The organism is Yersinia thracica, assembly GCF_902170565.1.
GTDB classification, from domain to species: domain Bacteria; phylum Pseudomonadota; class Gammaproteobacteria; order Enterobacterales; family Enterobacteriaceae; genus Yersinia; species Yersinia thracica.
Genome location: NZ_CABHXX010000088.1, coordinates 1 through 21358, shown reverse-complemented (window position 1 = coordinate 21358; position 21358 = coordinate 1). Strand labels below are relative to the sequence as shown.

Sequence of the window (21358 nt, the reverse complement as noted above, 5' to 3'; positions counted from 1 at the left end):
AGTGAAAACAGGCAAAAAAAAAGCCAGCACCCGGCTGGCTAAGTAAACACTGGAAGCAATGTGAGCAATGTCGTGCCTTCGTAATGCGAACACCTAAACTTTGATGGCCTCACCTGAAAGCACGACAATGATAATCATTATCACTCTCACTTGTAAAGTGTTTTTTTTAGCCACCACCAATATTATTGACTCAGTTAAATAAATAGTTATTTTATTAGGTAATTCAAACAATAAGAGTAGGGATATGTTGATGAGAAATGTGCAAATACGCCATGTGGAACTCACTGATTATTCAGCCATGCAACAGCTATTTTCTCATCCACAGGTTTATCGTGACACATTACAGCTTCCCCTACCCTCGCTAGAAATGTGGGCTAAAAGAATTAAAGAGATGCCAGCTGGGATGCATAATTTAGTGGCATGTATTGATGAGAAAATAGTAGGCCAACTCACTGTTGAAGCAAATCAGCGAGCGCGCCGTCGTCATGTGGCTACTTTCGGTATTGCTATTGATGCCGACTTTTGCAGGCAAGGTGTGGGCAGCGTATTAATGGCGACCATGATCGACTTATGTGATAACTGGCTGAATATACAAAGGATTGAATTGACCGTTTTTATCGATAACTTAGCCGCCATTGCTCTTTACCGTAAATTCGGCTTTGAAATTGAGGGCACCAGCCCATGTTTTGCTTTCCGCGATGGACAGTTTGTTGATGCCTATCATATGGGACGAATCAAGCAATCAAGCTAAGCATCAGGGGATAAGGCCTATCCCTTGCGGCGGCTGTTTGCAGCTAGACAGCATACCAAAGCAGTAAATACTCCTGCAATTTGAAAGATGATAAATATTGCTAAATACCCGCTGTTTCTTTGATATAACGGCGGGCTTTCACCGCATATTCAAATGGATTAGCAATCGCTGGATCTTGTTCTGCCTCCACCACCATCCAACCTTGATAGCCTTTTTCATCCAGTAATTTAAACACTGGACGAAAATCGATAACACCATCACCGGGTACTGTAAAAGTGCCTTTTTTCACACCATCAAGAAAGCTGAGTTTTTTCGCTTTAACTTCCGCAACCACCTCATCACGAACATCTTTCAGATGAATATGATTAATACGCGGCAAGTATTTTTCTAAAATAGCTAACATCGCCTCTTGGCTACCCTCGGAATAATAAGCATGCCCTGTATCAAATAGCAGATAAACATCGTCGTTAACCATGCTCATATAACGATCAATTTCTTCACTGGTTTGAATACCGGTCCCCATATGATGATGTAAGCACACTTGCATCCCTTTCGTGGCAGCGATTTTGGCTAACTCGTTATAACCATCCGCAACACGTTGCCACTCAATATCAGTAAAATAGGGCTTTTCTTCGAAAACAGATTTTGTCGTCCCTTGAATACTTTTACTTTGTTCTGAACAACCAATCACTTTTGCCCCCATTGCATGGAGAAAATTCATATGATTAGTGAATTCATCAATGGTTTTGGCGTACTGATCATCGGCAAAAAAAGTGCTGAACCAAGCATTGCAAATCTGCATGCCACGGAGTTCAAGCATAGGTTTCAATATGTTAGGATCTCGTGGATATTTACTACCAACTTCACTACCGGTAAATCCAGCCAGTGCCATTTCACTGATACATTGTTGGAAAGTATTTTCTTTACCTAAATCTGGCATATCGTCATTCGTCCAACCAATAGGAGCGATTGCCAACTTCACACGATCTTTATTCATAATAAACCTCTGCGACATATCTTACTTATCCAGATGAATACAATTAAAAGGTGATTAATTACCCATCCTGCAAAATCAGAAATAGTCTTTATTTATGTTTTAAATGGTGCTGAATACTCAGGTGGCGATTAAAATGGGCTCAGTTGTGGGTGTGGTGACTGCTCAATATCGTTATATCCCCACTTTGCCACTTGACGGACCATATTAGTGATACCCAGGTTTTTAATGGCATCAATATCAAATACAATCTTCATGGCCCCCCCGGTTTCGCGTGAAATATGTACAAGCTTGAAATAGACCTGTTCTACAACAAAAAATATGGCTATGTCGCAACTTGTTAGCTAAAGCACAGACAGCAGACATTGATATTATTTGTTATAAAAAGCGGGCCGTTGCGGTAAGTTTATTGGAACAATCTCACCATTATCCTGCGCAGCAATGCAGGCATCTGCGGTGACTGCAGCCGCAAAACCATCCCAAGCAGAAGGCCCTGTGAGTTTTTCAGCCAGAACATCATTGATAAAGGCTTGCAACTCGACATCATAGGCATCAATAAAGCGATCTTTCCAATCAGTGAGGATTTCATGTGATAGTCGAGCTTCGCTACGCAGCAATACTGAAGATGGCTCAGGTAATTTCGCAATACCGATATCACCAACCACTTCGCATTGAATATCATAGCCATACTGGCAGTTCACAAATATTTCCACATCAATACGCGTCCCTTTTGCCGTTTCAAATAGCACGACTTGTGGGTCTCTCAGATGTGCTTTGGCATGTTTGGCTTTTCGCGGGAAAACAACCTGAACAGAGACATAATCGTCATCTAACAACCAGCGCAGTACATCAATTTCATGAATTAAGGTATCTGTGATAGCCATATTCGTGGTGTAGTTATCGCCGACTCTCGGGTTGCGATGAGCACAATGTAGCATTAATGGCTCGCCAATTTTCCCGCTGGTAATCACATCTTTCAGTGCGCGATAACCTTGGTCATAAGGCCGCATAAACCCGACTTGAACCAAGCGCTTACCTTGCGCCGCTTCAGCTTCGACAATCCGCTTGCAACCCTCAGCGGTCACAGCCAATGGTTTTTCACAGAATACATATTTACCCACCGCAACAGCCGCCAACACGAACTCTTCGTGACTTGGCCCCCAAGACGTAACCAACACCGCATCCACTTCTTTTGCATTAATCACTTCATAGCCATCAGTGTATATATTCGCCTCGATACCCAAATCACGAATAACTTTGGTGGAATGCTCGCGATTAATATCAGTCACGGCAACAATACGGCTCCCCTGTAAAACTTTGCTACAACGGCGAATATGATCCTGACCAATAGCACCCGTGCCAATCACACCAATATTTAACGACATATTATTTCCCTCATGAAGTTTTGGTTTGCAGGTGATACCTGCTCGTTTTACGACTTCACATTCAGATCAAATGTACCCGTCATATTTCAAGTTACAGGTGCGTTAATAATCACGGGCTTTGGCAATATTTTGTTCCAACACCCGAACCACTGCGTCCGTCCTTTCACTGTCAGAAACTTGGGCAACCCCGACTCGCCACCAGCTCAGGTACTTATGCACCATGGTCTTTGGTAGAACTTTTATATCGATGAGGGTTGAAATCGTCTGCATACGGGCATCTGCCAATGCATCGACCAGTTGCTGCTCAGTGGAAACACGGTATGTCTTACAGCCATAAGCAGCGGCCAACATGGCAAAATCTACTGGAACAAAATCACCGTCTAATTGGCCAGTTTCTTGATTACGGAAACGGAATTCAGTGGCATAACTGTCCATTCCATGTTCCATCTGGAGGTTATTAATGCAGCCATTTGTCATGTTATCGAACAACACGACGTTAATTTTGCAGCGCTCTTGAATGGATGTGACCAACTCAGAATGCAGCATCATGAAAGCGCCATCACCCACCAACGCATAAACTTCGCGTTCAGGTTCAGCCAGCTTCACACCCAATGCTGCGCTGACTTCGTAGCCCATACACGAATAACCATATTCGACGTGATAGCCATTACTGCCTTTTGTGCGCCACACCCGCTGTAAATCACCGGGTAAACTCCCAGCAGCAGCAACAATGACGGCATCTTGAGGTAATTGGCTATTCAGCACTCCCAGCACTTGGCTTTGTGTCAGGAAAGAACCGGTTTTATTGATAAACTCAGCAAAAACCTGCTCACGATCCAAATGGTCATTAATCTCAGGGATAAAATCATCGGCATTGTATTCCACCTGATAGACCCGCTCCGTCTCCGCGAATTGTTCAGCGCGCATCCGAGCAATTTCGCTCCCCCAACCGGCCTGGTAGCCAGAGCTATCAAGCTGTTGATGCAATGCTGACAATGCTTCACGCGCATCAGCCAGCAATTGCAAACCATCGAGTTTGCCAGCATCAAAAGCACTCACATTGATATTGAGGAATGAAACATCAGGATTCTGAAACAACCACTTAGATGATGTAGTAAAGTCGGTATAACGAGTACCAATGCCAATCACAAGATCAGCCTGTTTCGCTAATGTGTTAGCCGCCAGACAACCCGTTTCACCAATACCACCGAGATTCAGTTCATGTTCTGAGCTGATGGTGCCTTTACCGGCTTGTGTTTCTACCCATGGCAAGCCGAAACATTCGGCAAATCGTTGTAATGCTTGACCGGCTTGCGAGTATTTTACGCCCCCACCACAGACCAAAATCGGCTTACGTTTGGTGGTCAATAAAGCAATCGCATCAGCCAGCATTGCAGCGCTGGCTGGCCTTCGGTCAAGGCGATGAACGCGTTTCTGGAAGAAATAATCAGGATAGTCATAGGCTTCAGCCTGAACATCTTGCGGTAAACAAAGTGTCACGGCCCCGGTTTCTGCTGGATCAGTGAGAACTCGCATTGCACTAATACACGCGCTCATCAGTTGCTCTGGCCGCGTAATGCGATCCCAGTATTTACTGACGGGTTTGAATGCATCATTGGTACTGATACTCAGGTCATGGGATTGCTCAATCTGCTGTAGCACTGGGTCTGGTTGACGAGATGCAAATACATCCCCAGGAAGCAAGAGTAGTGGGATGCGATTAGCCGTTGCGGTAGCCGCTGCAGTAACCATATTGGCACTTCCTGGCCCAACAGATGAGGTACAAGCATAGATTTGCTGGCGCAGCTTCTGTTTTGCAAAGCCCGTCGCAGCATGGGCCATTCCTTGTTCATTACGCCCTTGATGGACGACTAATTCACCACAATCCTGTTCCAGTGCTTGCCCGATCCCCAGTACATTACCATGGCCAAAAATAGCAAAGATCCCTTTGATAAATTTGATTTCCTGACCATCAACTTGCAGGTATTGATTGTCCAAAAAACGAACTAATGCCTGTGCCGTGGTTAGCCGAATCTTATTCATTTACCCATCCTTTGCTATGTTTGCGCGATACCATGGAACTAAGGTACTTTCAGCCCCGAAGATACGTTTACCACAGAGAAGAAACCGGCTTGAGGGTTTCCGCTATGCTGACAACAGTGAGGTGAAACATTGTAGGGATTATAAACAAATATTTTTTTCATAAAATAACATTACAGAAGAAACATTTCATTATGCGATGAGGATCAAATAATCAGGTAAACACTGAAACTGTCATACCCACATTGACCCACCTAAAAAATGATTATTTTAAAACGTTAAAATAGACATCTAATTTATTGATACTATTAGTTTATATTGGTTTTCAATATCGACTAATTCCCCCTAAGAAAACCATTAATAGTTTGCACTATCTTTTGGCCTGGACTCTATTTCCGGGCGTTATACAAGGCTTTTAGCCCCGTCACATAATTGGGGTGTAAATTTCATTTAACCTTGAACTTGAAATTTTTATTCCTCATACTAATTTCAGAAACGTCATTACAGTTCATTTCATTGGACATTATCGGGGTTTTAAAAGAAGGAAATGGGGATGGGTACACAACACAAAGTGCTGGATGTCATATGTATCGGGCGAATTGCTGTCGATTTTTATGGACAACAGATTGGTTCCCGGCTGGAAGATACCAGTACATTTGCCAAATATTTGGGCGGTTCATCAGGTAATGTTGCCTACGGCACGGCAATCCAAGGCTTGAAGTCAGGGATGCTGGCACGTGTAGGCGATGAACATATGGGCCGCTTCCTGCGCGAGGAATTACAACGTGTTGGTGCTGATACCCGTTTTCTTATTACTGACAAACAGCGTCTAACCGCATTGGTTATTCTAGGGATTAAAGATCAAGAGACTTTCCCACTGATCTTTTACCGTGAAAACTGTGCGGATATGGCCCTCACGCAAGATGATATAGACGAGTCTTATATTGCATCATCCCGAGCATTGGCTATCACTGGCACACATCTTTCGCACCCCAATACACGTGCTGCCATACTGAAAGCATTGGAATATGCGCATAAACATGGGCTACGAACCGCTTTGGATATTGATTATCGCCCAGTATTATGGGGCCTGACCTCACTTGGCGATGGTGAAACACGTTTCATTGAGTCGGAAAATGTGACTCAGCAACTACAGGAAGTCCTACACCATTTCAATTTAATTGTCGGCACGGAAGAAGAGTTCCATATTGCCGGTGGCAGTACAGATACCCTGATAGCGCTACAAAATGTCCGTAAAGCAACCCAAGCGACACTGGTCTGTAAACTCGGCGCACAAGGTTGTTCAGTGTTCGAAGGGGAAATTCCCACCCGTTGGGAATGGGTCAAACTCCATTCTGGTGTTCGCGTTGAAGTTCTCAATGTATTGGGAGCTGGTGATGCCTTTATGTCTGGCTTGCTACGCGGTTATCTTAATGATGAGAGCTGGGAACAAGCTTGCCGTTATGCCAATGCCTGCGGTGCACTGGTTGTTTCCCGTCATGGCTGTGCGCCTGCTATGCCAACCAAAATAGAATTAGACAATTACCTCAGCCGTGAACACTCTATCCTGCGCCCAGATCGTGATGCCTATCTTAACCACTTGCACCGGGTGACTAGCCGTAAACAGCAATGGCCGGAACTTTGTGTCTTCGCTTTTGATCACCGCAAACAACTGGCTGATATGGCTCGCGAGGCGGGGGTTAGTGAAGAACGTATTCCCAAGCTCAAGACATTATTGCTCCAAGCTGCGCAACAAGCTGCCCAAGAGTCCGAGCTGGCACAGAAGAGCGGCATTTTGGCAGATACAACTTATGGTCAGGAAGCACTTAACACTATTACTGGCCAAGGGTGGTGGATAGGCCGCCCTATTGAGCAACCCAGTTCAAGACCATTACGTCTGGAACACGGCAACATTGGCTCCCAACTTATTGATTGGCCGCTGGAACATGTTGTGAAGTGCCTGGTTTTTTATCATCCTAAAGACAGCATAGAGCTGCGCCAGCAACAGGATGAGCTGATTCTAGATGTTTACCGTGGATGCTGTAAATCAGGGCATGAATTGCTGTTGGAAGTCATTTTACCTGAAGATAATAAAGACAAAGATGAGCGTTATTACATTGAAACTATGGCACATTTCTATGCGCTAGGTATTCAACCAGATTGGTGGAAACTACCACCACTAAGCGCAGAAAATTGGCAACAAATAGGTAATTTGATTGAAACTCAAGACCCCTATTGCCGAGGTGTATTGATTCTTGGGTTAGACTCTTCAGAAGCTATCTTAAAAGCGGGTTTTGCCGCAGCGGCTCAAGCTCCTTGGGTTAAAGGTTTTGCTGTCGGCCGCACCATCTTCGGTCAAGCATCTCGCCATTGGCTACAAGGTGAGTTGGATGATGCAGAGTTGATCGCGCAAGTGAAACAAAATTATCAAACGCTGATAGGTTATTGGCGATACTATCGGCCTGTCATCTGAATTTAATACAGCTTTACTGGCGCTGGCGTGAAAAACGTCAGCGCCATTGTGCTGCCATCTGCACGATTTATTCCTTATTAGCCTGAAAAAATCCTGATTTTTGTCAAACTTGATAAAGTAATATCTTTTGCTTATAGCCGTTTCCTTTATTATGGCTTCGTGAACAGTTTTAATTCGCGATGAAATAAAAGCAAATGCGGATATCAGCAAATGAAATTTTCCAACCATCTGTTAGAATGCCTGACAGATAACCCCTGAATTTTCCTCTGCCGTGGGCCGAATGGATGAATAACCCTACTCAACTATCATTGTTACAAGACCAGATTCGTCATCGTTATGAGACGTTAAGCAAACGCTTAAAACAAGTTGCCCGTTATATCTTGGATAACAGTAACAGCATTGCATTTGATACAGTTGCTTCCATTGCGGCCCAAGCCAGTGTGCCACCATCAACATTAATTCGGTTTGCAAATGCCTTTGGTTTCAGTGGGTTTAATGAAATGAAACAGGTATTCCGTCAACATCTGATGGAAGAAACCGTTAACTATACCGAGCGCGCACGGTTATTCCGTCAAACCTCAACTGATGGCAATACAGCACCAGAAAAACCAGCTGAAATACTGAATGTATTTACGATGGTCAATGCACAAGCCCTACAACAACTTGCAGTGCAAACCAGCGCAGAACAGTTGGATAAAGCTGTTGAGCTATTGAACAACGCTGAAAATATTTATGTAATTGGTTTGCGGCGCTCTTTCAGCGTTGCTTCATACCTAACCTATGCATTACGTCATTTAGAACGCCGAGCTTTTCTAATTGATGGGCTAGGGGGTATGTTCGCTGAACAATTGAGTATGGTGAAACCCAAAGACGTAGTTATTGCCATTAGTTATTCGCCCTATGCACAAGAAGCATTAGAACTGGTCGAATTGGGTGCGAAAAGTGGCGCTCAACAGATTGCGATTACTGATAGCCAAGTCAGCCCATTAGCGGCTTTCAGTGATGTGTGCTTTGTGGTGCGAGAAGCACAAGTCGATGGATTCCGCTCACAAGTTGCTTCTATGTGTCTGGCGCAAACTTTAGCGGTTTCATTAGCGCTGAATAACGCAAAAGAATAAGCCCTAAAGCAAGATCATCTGGCACTTACAAGCTATGTGTAATATCTGAAAAATCAATGAAATGGGTAGAATCCCACCTACCCATCAATTCGTTTTTAACAAAAGCACCTTAGCTTTTTCCTGCCGGATATTGATCACTATTTATCCACGCATGATCTTTTTCCCAGGTAAATTTCCATCGCCGTACTGGCCCTGCCATAACATTCAAATAATAGCTGTTATAACCTGCCAATGTTGCCACGGGGTGGTAGCCCTTAGGTACTTTCACGACATCGCGGTTATAGACCGGCATACATTCATCCAGTGAACGATCGTCGGTATACACTCGCTGCATACAAAAACCTTGCTCTGGACTCAACCGGTGATAATAGGTTTCCTCTAAATAGGTTTCATCTGTAGCATTTTCCTGATCATGTTTATGACTTGGGTATGAACTGGTATTCCCTTCATCGGTATAAACCTCAACCACCAGCAAACTATCGGCGGGTTGATTGTCAGGTAAAATATTATGTACTAACCGCTGGTTACGCCCCTTACCTCGCCGCTCCACACCCACATCCGCCGGCGTAATCAGCCGGGAAGGTAAATAACCATTACCGGGGGCGCGGCAAACAGCCAATTCCAAATCGGTCTCTGCCACAACTTTCACATGATCATGATGTGGAACATAAACAGAATAAGGCGGTGTTCGTTCGAATGGACTCATGCGCTTGCCAATGTGCAGATATTCAGCCCGGCGTGTTGATACCGAGGCAATCCCAGCAACCAATACCAGGCAAAGTTCATTATCAGCACTGTCTAGAACCAACGTCTTTCCAGCCGTCAGGTGATAGACATCAAACCCGACAAAACGCCAGCCCGCGTTCTCTGGAGAAATATGCTGAATACGCCCATCCACATCCGGCAACTGACATTTGGCAAGTAATGACGACATAATGACTCCCCTGTTGGCAACATGAAATGACTCTAACGAACACTCTCAAGCAGCATTAACCCAGTGTTGGCATACTGTATTCGGAGGCAGTTTGTTGGCCGGTTGGCCAACGGGCCGTGGTTGTTTTCATACGGGTGTAAAAACGTACACCATCAGTGCCATGAACATTTAACGCACCGAATACAGAGCGCTTCCAACCGCCAAAACTGTGAAATGCCATCGGCACAGGAACAGGCACATTAACGCCAACCATCCCAGCCTGGACTTCATGTACAAACTGCCGTGCATAGTGACCGCTGCTGGTAAAAATCGCACTCCCATTACCAAATTCATGGCTATTTACCGTATTAATTGCGGTTTGGTAATCAGGAACTCTGACAATCCCCAACACTGGGCCAAAAATTTCTTCCCGATAAATCTTCATATCCGGAGTGACATGATCAAACAGCGTACCGCCAACATAATATCCTTGCTCATAGCCAGCGACATTATAATTGCGACCATCTGTGACTAATTTCGCGCCTTCTTTAACACCTTGATCAATATAACCAAGTACTTTTTTCTGATGGGCTGCTGAAATCAACGGCCCCATTTCATTTTCTTCCCCGCCTTGCTGTAGACCTGGGCCGACACGCAAATGAGTAATGAGTGGTTTTAACTTTTCAATGAGCTTATCTGCCGTGCTATCGCCGACGACAACAGCAATAGGCAATGCCATACAACGTTCACCGGCAGACCCAAACGCACCGCCCATCAATGCATTAACTGTCGCATCCAAATCAGCATCTGGCATAATAATCGCTTGATTTTTTGCAGCGCCAAAAGCCTGTACGCGCTTACCGTGCTCACTGGCAGAGGTGTAAATATGTTCAGCAACAGTAGAGGAACCCACAAAGCTTACGGCTTGAATTCGTGGGTCTGTGCAGAGTTGTGCAGCATTTTCATTTGAACAGTGAATAACATTGAATACGCCATCAGGTAAGCCCGCCTCTGTCAGCAATTCAGCTAAACGAACCGATGCTGAAGGATCGAGCGCAGGCGGTTTCAGAATAAAGGTATTACCGCACGTCAATGCAATGGGGAACATCCACATTGGAACCATCGCAGGAAAATTAAATGGGGTTATCCCGGCAACAACACCCAACGGTTGCATCATCGAGAAGCTATCAACCCCGGTTCCCACATCGGCGGAATATTCGCCCTTTAATAAGTGAGGGATACCACAGGCGAATTCGACCACCTCCAGACCGCGAGTGATTTCGCCTAACGCATCTGAATAAATCTTGCCGTGTTCACGAACAATCAACTCCGCCAATTCATCACGGTGTTGTTCAATTAATGTTTTAAAGTTGAACATGATGCGAGCGCGGCGCAGAGGGGGTGTTCGTGACCAATCGACAAAAGCCTGATGAGCAACTCCGATAGCCTGATGAACTTCTTCAGCTGTGCTTTGTGTAACCTGACTTTCAACCTTGCCGGTGGCTGGATTATGAATATCGACAGTCTGATTGCTGGAACTCAGGGAATTCTTCCCGCCGATAAAGTTACTCACGATTTTCATGTCTCACCCTCTTCTTAATAGCGGCTATCGCAAGGGTCATTGAAAATGGCTATATGCCAGACACCTAACGGACCATGCGCTCAATCAGTAAGAGTTATCTTGGATAAAGCCAATATAACCCACAAGGCGACCAACCGCCGGAAAGACGAAAAGCCAGCCGATATGCAGACTCTATGCTATTGAAAAAAAAGTTTCAAATAACTTTCTTTGGAAATTTTATTTTGTGCGATGCATCGCAAGTTCCTGCAAAAAGTTCGCGTCACTATCAAAATCCTCAGAGCATCAACACAATACACCCATCCATCTGCAATACCTCACTTTTTATGCTAAGACAAACTGCCAATGTAGAAAAAACATGTATGTTAACTTGATAAAGCCTCACATTAAATGATTCCTATTCGATATTTTTCAGCTTAATATTTGAGCTGGATCGAAAAATTAATTTTTCGTTATTTAATTAAAATGAAATAAATGTTTTCATCCTGATCAGGATACGAGTGACTTTAATCTTCGTCCGCTGGAGACAGGTTGGCAGTCTCCAATGTCGTCATCGGTTGTATTTATCGGCGGTTTGGCCGTCGGGTTATCATTGCAGGAGCAAAGCTATGCCTATTGCACAAGATCGTTTCTGTATTAATCGCAAAATTGCCCCAAACTTAAGTATCGAAAGCTTTTTTCGTTTGGTTAAAAAATGTGGGTTAAATAAGGTTGAATTACGCAATGATATGCCGGGCGGGAAAGTGACGGATGAGTTGAGTTCAGCGCAACTCAATACCCTGACTGATGAATATGGAATCGAAATTGTTACTATCAATGCGTTGCAATACTTTAACCTGCCAGAACACCGCCCAGCACTGCTGAAAGAAGCAGAAAACATGCTAAAACAAGCAAAAGCAATTAACTGCCGTGGGGTTATTTTATGCCCAAACTGTAGCGCCAATGACCGCCGTTCAGCCGAGCAAAAAGAACAAGACACACTAGATGCTTTAGTGCTGTTAGCCCCGCTATTTAAAAAGTATCAAGTAACCGGGCTGGTAGAACCTTTAGGTTTCGAAATCAGTTCATTACGTTCTCACCTGCTAACACAATCTATTATTCGCAAGTCAGCCGCGCCCTATAAAATGGTGTTGGATACCTTCCACTATTATCTGAGTGATATTGCACCGGCCGAATTCGATGCACATATCGACATCAATACCATCGGGCTGGTGCATCTTTCCGGTGTCGAAGAGGCGCGGTTAAAGTCCACACTGACCGATGAAGACCGAATTATGCTGGGTGAACAGGATAAACTGAACAGTAAACAGCAAGTAGCTAATTTGGAACGGCTGGGTTATCAGGGGATATATGCTTTTGAACCATTTTCATCACAATTGAATACTTGGTCAGAGGCTGATATTGAAAGGGAAATTCATCAAAGTATTGCCTATCTACAGAACTAAATGCAGAACTGGTATCGATCAGCCAAGTTGAAAGCATGAAAAGCCCCATCAAGAAATGATGAGGCTGATTGTCATACACCCGCAGTATGGTTTAAGTGAACATTTTGGCTTAACCAACTGCGGTTAGCTTTTCGGCGGTTTTTCCCGGCCACGAGAACTGAAAACGCTGGGTTCCATTTTTAGCCTCGTTGGCCCTCACCCCAAATCTAGCAAACTATTAAGCTGGTTGATTTGTTGCCGCCACTCACGTTGTAATGTGATTTTTTGGTGTTTAGGTTTACGCGCCAAATCCTCGGCCAATTTAGCTTCCAGTTCCAGTAAGGTTGCCAGCAGGTATTCTTCCTCACTCTCCATTGGTGCAGTAATGACCTCAGTTACAACAACTGAAATCGAACTCGGTGCGGTAACTGGTTTATCGGCCAGAATGTCATAGACCGGGGCCAGGTCGTGCCACTCCTCAAGCCGCCGTTGGTGAATTAACCAGAAGCGATTACAACTTTGCTCAATAAATGTGCGGTCATGGGACACTAATAATACCGCGCCGCTGAACGTTTTTAGCGTTTCCGCCAGTTCCTCCTTACCTTCCATATCAAGGTGGTTGGTCGGTTCATCCAGTAGCAGCAACGAATAGTTCGCTAGTGTCAGGCCGATAAACAGCAGCCGCGAACGTTCGCCACCACTGAGGGTACTGACCTTTTGCTGATGCCGCAGGTAAGGGAAACCCGCACCAATCAGCGCCATTTTCCGTTGATCTTCCGTCAAGGGTGCGAAAGGTGCCAGCGCATCACTGAGCGAATCATCATCATGTAATTGATGCAGGCTTTGATCGTAATAACCCATCCGGACTTTTGGATGGAAAACCATGCCCGCATCGGCGGTATCTGGTTGGTTGAATGCTTGCCATAAACTGTGTAATAACGAAGACTTACCGCAACCATTGCGCCCAACCAGCGCGATACGATCACCACTTTTTACCCTGACTTCATCCAGTTCGAATAAGACCGGCGCATCCGATGCAGGGCGCACCTGCAAATCAGACAGCGCCAGCACGCGGTCTGCGGGCAATGCTTCGCCATTGAGCCGCAATTGCCACTGATGACCGGCCGTCAGCAAGGTTTGATCTTCCTTCATTCGGTCGACCTGTTTCTCCATCTGTTTGGCTTTACGTGCCAACTTTTCGTTGTCATACACACTGCCCCAGATAGCCAGCCGTTTGGCGCTTTTCGCTACGCGGTCGATCTCCTTTTGTTCGGCCTGATGGCGATGGGCATCGGCGCTATCTTTCTCCTCCAGTGCCTGTCGGGCTTGTGTACAGGGCAGACGAATAAATTGTAGAGTTTTATCGCGCAGGATCCAGGTGCAGTTGGTTACGCAGTCCAGCAGGCTGCGGTCATGTGATACCAACACAAAGCTGCCGCCCCAGTTTTGCAGAAACTGCTCAAGCCAGAGCAGAGTCGGTAAATCCAGATGGTTACTGGGTTCATCCAACAGCAGTAAATCCGGTTGGCGGATCAGCGCCCGCGCCAATAACAGACGCGTATGCTGCCCGCCGCTCAGGGTTCCGGCAGTCAATGACCATGCTCTTTCATCAAAACCCAGTGTGGCGAGCAGCACTTCAGCTTGCCAGCGTTCAGGTTGGTGCAGGCTGTCCGGCAGATGATTGAGCACCGCGTCTATCAGGGTGGCATTGTGCAGTTCGGAGGGCAGATGTTGTTCCACCGTTGCCATCAGACATTGGTTTGCCGTGGTGATGGTGCCGGAGGTCTCAGAAAGTGCGCCGCTGAGGATTTTCAGCAGGGTGCTTTTGCCACAGCCATTATGGCCAATCAGGCCAATGCGATCGCCTTTTTTCAGGCTAAAGGAGATCTCAACCAGCAATGGGCCGAAGGTGTTGTCGTAGCAGACAGATTGTGCGGAAAGTAATGTGCTCATGATGCTTATCCAGATTTTCAGGCATAAATATGCCTATCGTCGAAAATTGCTGACGATAACCGGTAAGCCGGAGGGAAGTTCTCAGATTGTTAGTTAGCTTCGCTCAAGCAGGTTATCGCAGCACGATACCGGTAATGCTTGAGCTATGACGATCGCTAAGGACGAGCGAAACTAAAAACATTTCACGGGTCAACATGGCAATCCTCCTTATATAATATTGGCGTATGAATAATGTGATTATATTGAGCAGCTTGTTATTTAGTCTACCTTTTTTATAGCCCATTATTATTCCGAGAACTTCAAGCTTTCTAGCTCTCCCCATCAGGCTTCCACTGCATTCAATAGGGTTTAAATTTAGCCCAAAAAATCTAACCGAATGATTTTATTAACCATGAGCCGCCCTGTAAGGCGAAAAAAAAAGTCTGTACACTCGTTAAGATAAAGTTTGTACGCTAATTTTTAGAAGCCTAAGCCACTCGGATCAGGCTCCTTTTTGCACTACTGTTTAAGACTTATCTATTGATAAGAGAATGTTATGCTGGCAAGCGCATTTGCAGTGCCCGGTTGTAAATCCCCCGTACGGATATAACGCGCCTGGAAAGGCAGTGTCAGTGTTTGTGCCTGACCAGTGCTTTGAACAAAAAATTGATTGAGCGTTCCAGAAGCCGAACTGTCCGGGCCTAACATCAGCGGGCCATTACCGTCATAGAAAAACTCCACACCGACACCAGCAGCAGTTGAGTTACTGGTTAATGACACCACAGAGGAGGTGTTCGCCGGTTTAGCTTGATCTGTCATCACTGCGTTAACGGCAATATTTTCATCACAACTCAGGGCAATATCGAAATGACCAAAAGCAGATGTGCTGCCGACCGAAGGCAGTGTGCGGACATCAATCACCCCAAGATCCACATTTGCAGCCTTGGTGTTAACAGTACAGCCTGATGCTTGCACAGTGATACTGACAGGATTGATGATTACTCGCGCAGTTTTCACCTCATTGTTGTAAGCCGTCAGCACTGCGGCATCAATAGAACTTGTCAGGTACACACCGGATGAGAGTGTATGACCCGTTTTGATAAACGTCACTTTCGCCGACCAGCCCAAATCCGGACTCGTGCCGCTGGTTCCAGGCGCTGGATATGTCTGAGTCACTCCGTCTTGTAGCGGTATATAGGCGGAGCTATTGAAATCTTTCAGTCCAATAATAAAGCCCACTCCAGTCACCCCGGTTTCAAAAACAGCGTAATTAACGCCATCGACATTTACCGACATACCCGTAGAGATGGCACCGCTGCCCGGCATCATCGTGCTTTTATTGCAATTGTAGATAATATAGCCGCACCAAAATACTTGCTGTACTGATGCCGTCGCACTCCAGGTGGAACCGATAATATTACCGGGCTTCACCGAATCAGCAGGGCCTGAATAATTCATCGGCTGGGGTGATAACGTAATATCTGATTTCCAGTCCAGAGCATAAGCTTTACTTGCGCCGCAAAGCACAAAAATAATAGTGATAAATAATCGTATCATTGATACTCCAATACCCAAGTGGCAATGGCCGATACAGAGCCGGGGCTGACCGGAGAGCCAGTTGCAGTGAGGTGTGCATAAAATTTCATCTGAACATTCTCCGCGCCAGGTGTTCCCAAAACTTCTGTTTGCATATTTAGCGCCAGAGGCTTTTCAGCTTTATTCAATAACTCAACAGCAACGCCCGTAGCACCACCGTCATCAATTTTAATCAGATCGGCCCCAGGGCCATCCGGCGCACCGACAAAGCGAACTTTGACTCCGGTAAATGTCGGCCCACACTCTTCCAGATTGATGAAAAAGGGGGTTTTAATATTGCTGATCCCGCGCCCAGCAACGAATTGTTGCGAGCCAATATTTCCCAAAGGAACAGTCTGCATTTTCGAATCAGTCGAAACTGTACAGGTGTTGCCAATCAGTTTTCCCGTCACAGAGACCAGCACATCGTAGGCCAGCACCGGCGTGGGTAAAAATGAAAGTGCCAGTATTGTCAGTAATGACGTCCTTAAAATTATTGACATACCAGCTCCTGCGAATAGAGGCCTGTATTAGGGTTGTGATGTTTTTTATCCAACTTGAAACGTGCGGTGCAGGTTTTATCATTGCCTGTTCCCCATACCGCCCGTAGCACTCCCTGCTGAGGTAGCCCGGATAAATAAAGGCTCCCTTCATCACCAACGATACCGCTGTTAGTGCTCTTGTCATTCAGCGAGACAATCGTGCCAAATGGAAGAACGCCGTTTTTATGGCGAATAAAGAACATCGCTTTCATGCCAACCTTGGTCGAGATTGTTGCTCTTACCAGGGCACCTTCGGTCGGTGTTTTACTCACCATTGTATTGTCCAACTCAACACTATCCCCTGCCGTCGTAACATCCATTTCTACCCGGTTCATACGGTAAGGGGTCGCATAGGGGATAACTGCATAGCCGCGACTGTCGGTTCTAACACCTCGGTGGCTACGGATGGCGACATCACTTGCTCCCTCTGCCTTAACCAGAATGTTGGTGTTGCCCAATGGTTGGCTGAATGTCAGGCCATCTTCATGCAACACTACACCGCCACTCATACCGTAACTTAGGCTACGAGCGTTCTTCGAATAACCGTAGCCAAGGTTGTAGTCACCCCTTGCCCCTTGGTAACGAAGGGCAAGATCACCGCCATACTGTTGCTGGGCACTGTAACGCTGGCTGGCGCTATAAAATAAATTTTCCTGCCCTGGCACGTAGCCATTAAGACCTATATTGTTAATAGAACCTGATGAATCAGAGTTCGTCAGCGTATAATTGGCACGAGTGGACAGCGCAGGATCGCCTAATGGCAATGAGAACGAAAACGCGAAAATATTATCTTTTTTCCTGTCATACAGGCTGGTGCTACGCTGGTAGCTAACCCCGTAGGAAACTCGACCGAATGTGTTACTCCATGCAAATTGAGCACTTTCAGCCGATTTATCTGATTTCCAGTAAGTCTGCTTATCCCACGACAGTGATAGCGCGCCAGCATCACCCATGCTTTGTGACAAAACGACCTGGTTTCTGGATTTACGGGATAAAGCCAAATCGTAGACATTCTCATAATTAGTGCTGATAGAGCCATCAGCCTCCGTTATGAAATCCACATTTCCACCTTGCATCCGTTTGTAGGTGGTATCACTTAGTTCATAGAAACCATCAGAGGAGAAGAACCATAAATTTAGATTGAACCTGGTTCCGTAATCATTAACTAACTTGTTGTAACGCAGACGTAAAGCGTCGCCACTGTAGCGATTGCTATCGGCCAGCATGCTTTGGGCATGAGTCACATCAAGTGAATATGCGCCCAAACGCCCAACGTTTTGTCCAATTCCCATCGCCAGGCCGGTGTGATTTTCTGAAAACTGAACGCCACCGTAGAGTGTCAAACCATATTGCCAGCCCCAAAATGCTTCAGTTTGCATAATCAGTGGAGAGTCTTGGTTTTCATTCGAGCGGAAATATCCGACCCCAGCAGCATATTTAAATTGCCCCGGACGTACCAGATTTGGCACGCTGGCAAATGGCACGGTGTAATGCGATTCCGTTCCATTGGCCTCTTGGATCGTAACGGATAAATCGCCGCCTGAGGCCGTCGGATATAAATCATTTAATATAAACTCACCAGGGGATACGGAAGTCTGATAAATAATATTGCCATTCTGGCGTACAGTTACAGTGGCATTACTGCGAGCAATGCCACGGACTTCAGGAGCATAGCCCCTCAGGCTAGCTGGCAGCATATTATCGTCGGTATTCATTGCCACACCTCTGAGTCCCACAGAGTTAAAAATCTGTGCGGAGGTGTTGGTTTCACCCAAATAGAGCTGAGACTGTAATGGAGATAAATCACGCTGCACCCACGTTTGAACATGCGTTAGGCTATCATCCGTATTTTTTGTCCATGTTGAATAATCGCGAAATCGCCACGGGCCAAAATTCATTCCGCTGTTCAAGCCAATAAACATCTGATTATCTATTCCCCGATTTTCGTGACGATATTCATTGCGCGCCCCATTGACGGCGTAATTCAGCCAGCCAGAATTAATACCGTACTCCCAACTTTTGGGATTAATATAGCCACGAGGTACATTTAACATATACCTCTGAGGCAGATTAAAATAAAGGGACAACTTATTTTGCTCAAAAGATATTTTTGTGTCGGGGAAATAGTCTTCCAGAGAATAACATTGATCATCGGATAGATAAAAATCACCCTTAGCCTGAGTGACATCAATGAGCATTAATTTAATCTGCTCCAATGTCAGACATGGCTCAAGTGCGGAATTATTACCTTTCTGCTTAATGTTAAATTTCACATCTGTAGTAAATACGTAACTTTCGTTTACGTTGATACTCACGTTATACACACCTGAAGGTAATTCACCACCATCATTAATCCAAGATAGATCTGCAACGCTATCATTTTCGCCATTAAGAAATGCGGGATTAAAATGAATGTCATTCTGTGCGTGAACTACGCCCCCCAATAAAAAATGGGATAGCAGAACACAATTTATTTTAATTTTCACTCTACACACTCTTATATATGCTGGATTATTTTATGATGAATAAAACTCAACGCTTTGTTAACGTTATAGAAACTTCCGGCGTCCAGGCACCGTAATCGTTGATAGCCTGATAACTAAGCTGACTAGCGTTACTGAATGATTCTTTAAGCGTCACAGTATCTCTGGGCGGGATCATGACCGACGATACCGCTTTCCCATCCGCTTTCATATTTATAGTCGTAATATAAAAAGGAGTCGGATTAATAATCTTTATTTGACCATTATTAAATTCGCCACTAAGACTATTCCACACTTCATTATTTATTTTTTTTGTCAGCGCATCTGGTCGATAAAATAATTTAATACGACTCGCCGAGGCGAACTGTAAAGTATTAGCATGACTTTCCTGACCAGACTGAGGAATTGCCTTTACGGTTATCCAATAAAGCGTTTCACGGTCTTGAGGTGGCTGTTGTCCATTAAACATGACCTTAACTGAGTTTTCTATTTCTGGTTTAAGAACAAATAGAGGTGGCGTGATAACAAAATCACTAGAGCGTTGCCCTTCAGCATTTTCAACCCACGACTGAATAAGAAAAGATGACTCTTTATTTGTATTTCTGACGTCTAATAAAGATTGTGAGGTTGACCCTGAATAAACCATTCGAGTTACACCTAACCCAACACCTCCGGCATATACCGTAGATGTGCACAGCGAAGTGACCAACAAAATAAATGTCGTCAGAATACGCATGATAAATACCTGAATGTTGAAATAAAGTTTAAGGTCCGGCCATCCTTGCCAGACCTATCAATTAAGAGTAAGTCAGGGTGTAAGTAGCAACAGTACTTGCATCACCCGCAGTAGCTCCACCTGTAGGTGAATAGTATTTCGCACCAAAGATTAACGTATTCAAACCATCGCGTAAGGCTACAGCGCTGGAGGCTTCACCCAATTTAATGACCGTGCCCAGTTCGCTATAAAGACGAACAGCTACGTTCTGCGCAGTACCCGTTCCGCCATTTGAACCTACCGCCAGGCTGGTAGGATCATCATTGTTGGGTATACCACTAAAGGTCACTGCAACATCCTTAGATACTGTGGAGTCACAATCTTCCAAAACAATAGAGAATTTCTTCATCGTTGATGCTTCACTGGCTGCTGCACTCAACGCCGCAGTTCTTACCTGCCCCATTTCCACGTTGATGTTAGCGCTATTGCTGCTCACAGCGCATGCTGTGGTTACAACAGAACCATTAAAATTAATGGTGCCACCTGCAACTTCCGCAGCATACGATGAAGTCGCCAGTGGGAGCAGTGCCAGCAAGCTGAACGGTAACAGCTTCTGTGTTAAAAATTTATTATGTACTTTCATGTTAATACCTTCTATATATTGACGTTGTTAAAATAAGATAAAGTTAGTCTCAAACAATACAGAGGCCTGTTTTGCTTTTTGATCTATTTATATTATCGGTGTGTATTTAAAATACACTGGGTTAAAAACTATGCACACAATTCTTGCATATTAATGTGTGTAAACTTCAAAAGTTATCATCGCGTTAATAGATATAGACTTAATCAGCCATGATAATTAACTCTCAATTTTGTGAGATCATTGTTATCTGACTTAAAGTTATAACTAAATAGCATGATGAAAAACACTATTACTTATAATTTGTTTTATAAAAACGAAAATCTTGTAAGAAAAATCTCTCAGCCAACTGGAAATTTCATAACGTCTACGAGATTAGGCGGTAAAATAATGGTGTAATAGCATGGGATTTTAATGCATAACCCACTTTTCCAACATTAAAAATAAAATCCTGATTCAATCCAATTGAGATTAATTTAAATCTTAATTCTCTTATCGTTTTCCATAATTGTTGGCTAGACGCAACGAGGTTGTGGTCTTCCCAGACTTCCTTGAGGAAAATTTCTTTCGAAACTGCCGGTTCCCCTTTAGCGACTCGAGTTAACAAGCACTTAAAAAATCTAACCATCACATCATTGAGAGCAACGGCACCCATAATCATTGAGCGCTCAGGATAGACTGCTGAGATTCTCGTTAATCTTTTATTAGCAATATCAAATTGAATATCATTATCAATGATGAAGCCAAAAAGTCTGTTTTCCATAAATCATACAGCCTTATTCAAATGCATATAT

Annotated in this window: 16 protein-coding genes and 1 pseudogene; 4 read left to right on the top strand and 13 right to left on the bottom strand. The window is 44.7% G+C overall.

Annotated elements, in window-relative coordinates; translation table 11 throughout:
• The first annotated feature begins 250 nt into the window (after positions 1-250).
• Positions 251-751: a GNAT family N-acetyltransferase gene (locus tag FTA91_RS12265; protein WP_050112459.1), complete on the top strand. Its 501-nt coding sequence runs from the start codon at positions 251-253 to the stop codon at positions 749-751.
• Between the two features lie 100 nt (positions 752-851).
• Here the strand turns inward: FTA91_RS12265 and iolE are convergent, their stop codons facing one another.
• From iolE to iolD, 4 genes and pseudogenes are all read right to left on the bottom strand, one after another.
• Complete coding sequence (gene iolE, locus FTA91_RS12260; RefSeq protein ID WP_050112074.1) at positions 852-1748, bottom strand: myo-inosose-2 dehydratase; 897 nt, start codon at positions 1746-1748, stop codon at positions 852-854.
• Between the two features lie 131 nt (positions 1749-1879).
• Positions 1880-2002 (bottom strand): annotated as a pseudogene (locus FTA91_RS12255) (sugar phosphate isomerase/epimerase); the annotation flags it as partial.
• Between the two features lie 114 nt (positions 2003-2116).
• Positions 2117-3130: a bifunctional inositol 2-dehydrogenase/D-chiro-inositol 1-dehydrogenase gene (gene iolG, locus FTA91_RS12250; protein WP_145536028.1), complete on the bottom strand. Its 1014-nt coding sequence runs from the start codon at positions 3128-3130 to the stop codon at positions 2117-2119.
• Between the two features lie 102 nt (positions 3131-3232).
• A complete protein-coding gene (gene iolD, locus FTA91_RS12245) occupies positions 3233-5173 on the bottom strand; it encodes a 3D-(3,5/4)-trihydroxycyclohexane-1,2-dione acylhydrolase (decyclizing) (RefSeq protein WP_145536027.1) in 1941 nt (646 codons plus the stop codon).
• 550 nt (positions 5174-5723) lie between these two features.
• Between iolD and FTA91_RS12240 the strand changes: the two genes are divergently transcribed.
• A complete protein-coding gene (locus FTA91_RS12240; protein ID WP_050112081.1) occupies positions 5724-7643 on the top strand; it encodes a bifunctional 5-dehydro-2-deoxygluconokinase/5-dehydro-2-deoxyphosphogluconate aldolase in 1920 nt (639 codons plus the stop codon).
• Between the two features lie 284 nt (positions 7644-7927).
• Positions 7928-8761, top strand: a complete 834-nt coding sequence (locus FTA91_RS12235) for a MurR/RpiR family transcriptional regulator (protein ID WP_004388956.1) — start codon at positions 7928-7930, stop codon at positions 8759-8761.
• Positions 8762-8870: 109 nt separating this feature from the next.
• On the opposite strand, the gene iolB is transcribed toward FTA91_RS12235, so the two are convergent.
• Together iolB and FTA91_RS12225 are read right to left on the bottom strand one after the other, a co-directional pair.
• Positions 8871-9695 (bottom strand): 5-deoxy-glucuronate isomerase, encoded by an 825-nt coding sequence (iolB, locus tag FTA91_RS12230; protein ID WP_145583415.1) that lies wholly within the window; start codon positions 9693-9695, stop codon positions 8871-8873.
• Positions 9696-9750: 55 nt separating this feature from the next.
• Positions 9751-11256 (bottom strand): CoA-acylating methylmalonate-semialdehyde dehydrogenase, encoded by a 1506-nt coding sequence (locus tag FTA91_RS12225; RefSeq protein ID WP_145583413.1) that lies wholly within the window; start codon positions 11254-11256, stop codon positions 9751-9753.
• Positions 11257-11861: 605 nt separating this feature from the next.
• Here FTA91_RS12225 and FTA91_RS12220 point away from each other — a divergent pair.
• Positions 11862-12698: a TIM barrel protein gene (locus FTA91_RS12220; RefSeq protein WP_050112085.1), complete on the top strand. Its 837-nt coding sequence runs from the start codon at positions 11862-11864 to the stop codon at positions 12696-12698.
• A 195-nt stretch (positions 12699-12893) separates the two neighbouring features.
• Here FTA91_RS12220 and FTA91_RS12215 read toward each other — a convergent pair whose 3' ends face one another.
• The 7 genes from FTA91_RS12215 to FTA91_RS12185 all read right to left on the bottom strand — a co-directional run bounded on the left by FTA91_RS12215 (position 12894) and on the right by FTA91_RS12185 (position 21327).
• Positions 12894-14630 (bottom strand): ABC-F family ATP-binding cassette domain-containing protein, encoded by a 1737-nt coding sequence (locus tag FTA91_RS12215; protein WP_050112086.1) that lies wholly within the window; start codon positions 14628-14630, stop codon positions 12894-12896.
• Positions 14631-15146: 516 nt separating this feature from the next.
• Positions 15147-16166 (bottom strand): fimbrial protein, encoded by a 1020-nt coding sequence (locus FTA91_RS12210; RefSeq protein ID WP_145583411.1) that lies wholly within the window; start codon positions 16164-16166, stop codon positions 15147-15149.
• A complete protein-coding gene (locus FTA91_RS12205) occupies positions 16163-16687 on the bottom strand; it encodes a fimbrial protein (protein ID WP_145583408.1) in 525 nt (174 codons plus the stop codon). The genes FTA91_RS12210 and FTA91_RS12205 overlap by 4 nt, the downstream gene beginning before the upstream one ends.
• Positions 16678-19212, bottom strand: a complete 2535-nt coding sequence (locus tag FTA91_RS12200) for a fimbria/pilus outer membrane usher protein (RefSeq protein WP_413081188.1) — start codon at positions 19210-19212, stop codon at positions 16678-16680. The genes FTA91_RS12205 and FTA91_RS12200 overlap by 10 nt, the downstream gene beginning before the upstream one ends.
• Positions 19213-19258: 46 nt before the next feature.
• Positions 19259-19945 carry a fimbrial biogenesis chaperone gene (locus FTA91_RS12195; RefSeq protein WP_050112091.1) on the bottom strand — a complete coding sequence of 229 codons (687 nt, stop codon included), beginning with the start codon at positions 19943-19945 and terminating at the stop codon, positions 19259-19261.
• A 61-nt stretch (positions 19946-20006) separates the two neighbouring features.
• Positions 20007-20567 (bottom strand): fimbrial protein, encoded by a 561-nt coding sequence (locus tag FTA91_RS12190; protein ID WP_050112092.1) that lies wholly within the window; start codon positions 20565-20567, stop codon positions 20007-20009.
• A 364-nt stretch (positions 20568-20931) separates the two neighbouring features.
• Positions 20932-21327 (bottom strand): winged helix-turn-helix domain-containing protein, encoded by a 396-nt coding sequence (locus FTA91_RS12185; RefSeq protein WP_145536025.1) that lies wholly within the window; start codon positions 21325-21327, stop codon positions 20932-20934.
• Positions 21328-21358: the final 31 nt, after the last annotated feature.

Excerpts from the sequence above, each read along its gene's own strand:
- FTA91_RS12205 (WP_145583408.1), bottom strand. The coding sequence starts at position 16,687 with ATGTCAATAATTTTAAGGACGTCATTACTGACAATACTGGCACTTTCA.
- FTA91_RS12240 (WP_050112081.1), top strand. The coding sequence starts at position 5,724 with ATGGGTACACAACACAAAGTGCTGGATGTCATATGTATCGGGCGAATT.
- FTA91_RS12265 (WP_050112459.1), top strand. The coding sequence starts at position 251 with ATGAGAAATGTGCAAATACGCCATGTGGAACTCACTGATTATTCAGCC.
- iolE (WP_050112074.1), bottom strand. The coding sequence starts at position 1,748 with ATGAATAAAGATCGTGTGAAGTTGGCAATCGCTCCTATTGGTTGGACG.
- FTA91_RS12220 (WP_050112085.1), top strand. The coding sequence starts at position 11,862 with ATGCCTATTGCACAAGATCGTTTCTGTATTAATCGCAAAATTGCCCCA.
- iolD (WP_145536027.1), bottom strand. The coding sequence starts at position 5,173 with ATGAATAAGATTCGGCTAACCACGGCACAGGCATTAGTTCGTTTTTTG.
- FTA91_RS12210 (WP_145583411.1), bottom strand. The coding sequence starts at position 16,166 with ATGATACGATTATTTATCACTATTATTTTTGTGCTTTGCGGCGCAAGT.
- FTA91_RS12195 (WP_050112091.1), bottom strand. The coding sequence starts at position 19,945 with ATGCGTATTCTGACGACATTTATTTTGTTGGTCACTTCGCTGTGCACA.
- FTA91_RS12215 (WP_050112086.1), bottom strand. The coding sequence starts at position 14,630 with ATGAGCACATTACTTTCCGCACAATCTGTCTGCTACGACAACACCTTC.
- FTA91_RS12185 (WP_145536025.1), bottom strand. The coding sequence starts at position 21,327 with ATGGAAAACAGACTTTTTGGCTTCATCATTGATAATGATATTCAATTT.
- FTA91_RS12235 (WP_004388956.1), top strand. The coding sequence starts at position 7,928 with ATGAATAACCCTACTCAACTATCATTGTTACAAGACCAGATTCGTCAT.
- iolG (WP_145536028.1), bottom strand. The coding sequence starts at position 3,130 with ATGTCGTTAAATATTGGTGTGATTGGCACGGGTGCTATTGGTCAGGAT.
- FTA91_RS12190 (WP_050112092.1), bottom strand. The coding sequence starts at position 20,567 with ATGAAAGTACATAATAAATTTTTAACACAGAAGCTGTTACCGTTCAGC.
- iolB (WP_145583415.1), bottom strand. The coding sequence starts at position 9,695 with ATGTCGTCATTACTTGCCAAATGTCAGTTGCCGGATGTGGATGGGCGT.
- FTA91_RS12225 (WP_145583413.1), bottom strand. The coding sequence starts at position 11,256 with ATGAAAATCGTGAGTAACTTTATCGGCGGGAAGAATTCCCTGAGTTCC.